Here is a 3,833-nt window from a genome sequence, read left to right on the forward strand (position 1 = left end):
CTCTCCCTCCTCGACGCTGTGCTCGTTTATGGCCTGGAAGATCGGGGCATGATCGTCCATGATCGGCTCGCTCATGCTCAGGTTCTGGATGCCGATGTCCGCCTGCCCCATTTGGATGCGAAAAAAGCCGGTCTCTCCCCAGCCGCTGCCCCAGGAATTCTTGCAGATCCAGTAGCCGCCGGGATGGTCATAGCCGATGATCGTCACCAGGTGGCCGCCCTCCTCGGTGGCGCCCGACGAGACCTGGTAAATCCCGCTGCGGTAATGGTAGAAGTCGGAGTAAACGGTCATATAGGTGGAGAGCGGGCCGTTCTGCAGGGCCGTCTCGATGCCGGTGACGGACGTGGACACCCAGTCCCATGCCCTGATCTTGATCACGCGCGCTTGCCAGCCGGAGCAGGGATTGCAAAGCTCGTCGCTGGCCGAATAGGGAAAGCAGCTCTCATGGGGAATGCCGGTCGTGCGGATGTATTCCGCCGCCAGATAATCATAGCCGCCATCCTCGCAGTCCCCCGCCCCACTGCATGAAATGAGCGTCTGCTCCGACAGATCGATATCCTCGCTCATGTTCTCGCTGATCTTGACCATGCTCTCAAGCACGGCGGTGGCGGCGAAAGCCCAGCAACCGCCGCAATCGCCCTGGTCCTTAATCGCGGTGATCCAATTGCCGTTGTGGTCGCGCCAGTCCAACGCCGCGGGCAGCGCCGCGGTGGCGCGCTCCTGGCTTGCGATCCGGGGCACTATCCGCGCCAGGCGGCCTCCGAGCCGGCGCCGCCTTTCGGTCGCGCTCAGGCGTGACAGCGATGTCTCGCCGGCCTGCCAGGTCAGCTTTTCTCTGGCGATGGCATTCTGCACGGCGAGCACTTCCTTGTTTTCCTCCCGCTCCTGGGCCGGCAAAAAACAGCTTCCGCCCAAAACGCAAAGAGACGCGAAAACGAGCAGCCATTTTTTCCTGATCATTTTGGATCTCCTGCTGACCATGTCATGAGAAGCCCTAGCCCTCACGGCCGCCGTCGCGCCCAACGGCACGATCCATTCCGGCAGCGGCGGCAGCGGGCAGGTGCCCGGGTTTGACGGCGATCGCACCGCTGGCGGCCGGTTCGGGCATGGGTTGCAGCGACCGGCAGACTTCCGCGCAGTATTTGCGGAAATCTTCCATGGCTGATTCCGGCAGCGGGGCGACGCTGGGCGATTGCAGCCTGAGCGGGTTGAGGAAAGCGCCATTTTTGCGCAGCCCGTAATGCAGATGCGGCCCGGTCGACAGGCCGGAGTTGCCCACGAAGCCGATGACCCGCCCCTGCTCGAGGCGCTGGCCGGCGCTTAACCCGGCGGCGAAGCGCTGCAGGTGATAATAATAACTGGCATAGCCGTTGGCGTGGCGGATGGCGACGTAATTGCCACGGCCATCATCGCGGCCGCGGGCAATCACCACCCCCGAGGCAGTGGCCCGCACCGGCGTGCCGTAAGGGGCGGCGAAATCGGTGCCGCTGTGCCGCGCCGAGAAGCCAAGGACCGGGTGCAAGCGCATGCCGAAGCGCGAGGTGACGCGGATGAACGGCAGCGGGCAGCGCAGGAACTGGCGCTTGGTGGAGCGGCCGTCGGGATGGTAGTAGCCCAAATGCCCGGCCGGCGATGGATAGCGCACGATGCGGATGGCCTTGCCGCTGTTGACCAGCTCGGCGGCCAGGATGTCGCCGTAGCCGGCCAGCCTGTTGTTGAGGTATTTCTTGTCCAGCACGGCCGTCAGGGAATCGCCGGGCTGGATATCGCGGTTGAAATCGACGTCGTATTCGAACATCTGCGCCAGGGGCTCGAACAATTCCAGTTTCTCGCCGCTGGCCGCGGTCGATTCGTAGAGGGAATTATCGATCGTGATGCGGGCCACCTCGCGCCGGATCTCATAGGGAACGGCCATGACGCGGCCGCTGAACTTGCCCTGGCCATCATGTTCGGCTTCGAGAAAGGTGTCGCGGTCGATCGGGTAAATGAAATTGCGCAGTTTTCCGCCTTCGAAAAACAGGGTCAGCGTCCGGCCGCTGCGGATGCTGGCCAGGTCGTAGGCTGGCCGGATGTCGGCGATGAGCCGGGCCGCTTCCGGCGCCGTTAACCCGGCCCGTTCGAGGACGGCCGCGAAAAAGTCCCCGGAACCGATGCGCAGGTTCATTTCCCTGGCCTCGGCCAGTTTCAGGTCCCGATAAACGGGGGCAATGGCGACGGGTTCGGGGCGGGGGGAAAAAAGCCAAGCGAGAACGACTCCCAGCCCGATGACCAGGAGGAGCCATATTATTCTGCGTATTCTTTGGCGCGTCAGGAGACTCGGGCGCGAAATCATGCCGCCATTGTACCCCAATCGGCCGATGAAGGCAACCGCGAGAGGGACGACCCGCGGTTACGACATCGCGCCGACCGTCTTCTGGCTGGTGCGCGTCTTCGACCTCGGCTTCACCATCCCGCTCGGCTTCTTCAGCGTCTACCTGCTCTGGACACGGCCGAGCACGTTCTTCCCCATCCAGTTCATGTTCTACGGCTTCTTCACCACCATGATCGTCGCCGTCAACGCCATGGGCATCATCATGTGGCTGAAAAAGGACCCCACCTTTCTCTGGCGCGACCTGATCGTCTTCCTGTGCCTGGCGGTGATCGTGTTTGTAGGTTTCTTTTATATATTAAGAAATTATAAGAAAATATAAGATTATTTATAAATTTGTAGGAAATATGCATATATTAGTACATAAAATGGTTAATTATTATGATACGATATGATTTTATAAGATATTTTAATATAATGTAGGAAATTAACTTTTTGTCCATTCGCCGTTGGGGCACAGCGCCCGAGCACATGCATCATTTTTCCTGAATATCGGCGGCGGAAAAAAACCAAATTGAGAATTTTCTTCATGCAGCGATTGTAAAGCAGCCATGTATTTTTATGCTATGGCTTCACGAATTCGGCAAAGCTGTGAAACTTTCTAGCGCCAATTGCCGTAAATTGTTTGTTTAATATAATTTCTGGGAGGTCAATTGCCATGAACGTTCGTTTTTCGAGAATTTCTCGCTGCATTTTCAATGCCACGGTCTTGCTGGCTTTGTTTGTCTGCTTGCCCGCGGCCGGCACAACGGCCAAGGCCGAGCCAAAAGGCATTCCAGGCCCGGGCATCGATCTGGACGGGATGGACCGCTCCGTGTTGCCGGGGAACGATTTCTTCGCCTTTGCCAACGGCACCTGGCTGAAGAACACGCCCATCCCCGAGGACATGGGCGGCTACGGGGTCGGGACGCTGGTGTACGAGCTGACCAGCAAGCGGACGGCCGATCTGATCAAACTGGCGGCGGCCAAAAAAGCGCCGCTCGCATCCGAGGCGCGGAAGATAGGCGATTTCTTCACGGCCTACATGGACACAACAGCCATCGACGCCCACGGCCTGAAGCCGCTTCAGCCCACGCTCGAGCGCATCGCCGCCATAGCGAACCTGCGTGACCTGTCCACGTTCCTGGGCAGCCGCCTGCGCGCCGACGTGGATATACTCAATGCGACCAACCTCATTACGGACAATATTTTCGGCCTGTGGGTCGCCCAGGACCTGAACAGCCCGAAGCGCTATCTCCCCTACCTGCTCCAGGGCGGGCTCGGCATGCCCGATCGTGACTATTACCTTTCCCCCACGGTACGCATGGCGGACGTTCGGGAGAAGTACATCGCCCACATAGCGGCCGTCCTTAAACTCGCCGGCCTGCCCGCCGACCAGGCGCGGGCCGACGGGATATTCCAGCTGGAACACAGCATCGCCGAAGCGCACTGGGACCGGACCGACACCGGCGACATCCAGAAGGGC

Annotated in this window: 4 protein-coding genes; 2 read left to right on the top strand and 2 right to left on the bottom strand. The window is 59.9% G+C overall.

Annotated elements, in window-relative coordinates:
• Both NTW95_05590 and NTW95_05595 read right to left on the bottom strand, forming a co-directional pair.
• Window positions 1-960: C1 family peptidase (locus tag NTW95_05590; protein MCX6556893.1), on the bottom strand; the 960-nt coding region annotated here is incomplete at its 3' end.
• Between the two features lie 34 nt (window positions 961-994).
• Entirely contained in the window at window positions 995-2,332 is a 1,338-nt protein-coding gene (locus NTW95_05595) for a peptidoglycan DD-metalloendopeptidase family protein (protein MCX6556894.1), read from the bottom strand.
• A gap of 25 nt (window positions 2,333-2,357) precedes the next feature.
• Between NTW95_05595 and NTW95_05600 the strand changes: the two genes are divergently transcribed.
• Both NTW95_05600 and NTW95_05605 read left to right on the top strand, forming a co-directional pair.
• The gene (locus NTW95_05600) at window positions 2,358-2,690 is read left to right on the top strand and encodes a hypothetical protein (protein MCX6556895.1); all 333 of its coding nucleotides are present in this window, start codon (window positions 2,358-2,360) and stop codon (window positions 2,688-2,690) included.
• Between the two features lie 336 nt (window positions 2,691-3,026).
• Window positions 3,027-3,833: M13 family metallopeptidase N-terminal domain-containing protein (locus NTW95_05605; protein ID MCX6556896.1), on the top strand; the 807-nt coding region annotated here is incomplete at its 3' end.

This window comes from Candidatus Aminicenantes bacterium, from assembly GCA_026393795.1.
Lineage (GTDB): Bacteria > Acidobacteriota > Aminicenantia > UBA2199 > UBA2199 > UBA2199.

Coding starts and splice junctions, on each gene's coding strand:
- NTW95_05595 (MCX6556894.1), bottom strand. CDS start 2,332: ATGATTTCGCGCCCGAGTCTCCTGACGCGCCAAAGAATACGCAGAATA.
- NTW95_05600 (MCX6556895.1), top strand. CDS start 2,358: ATGAAGGCAACCGCGAGAGGGACGACCCGCGGTTACGACATCGCGCCG.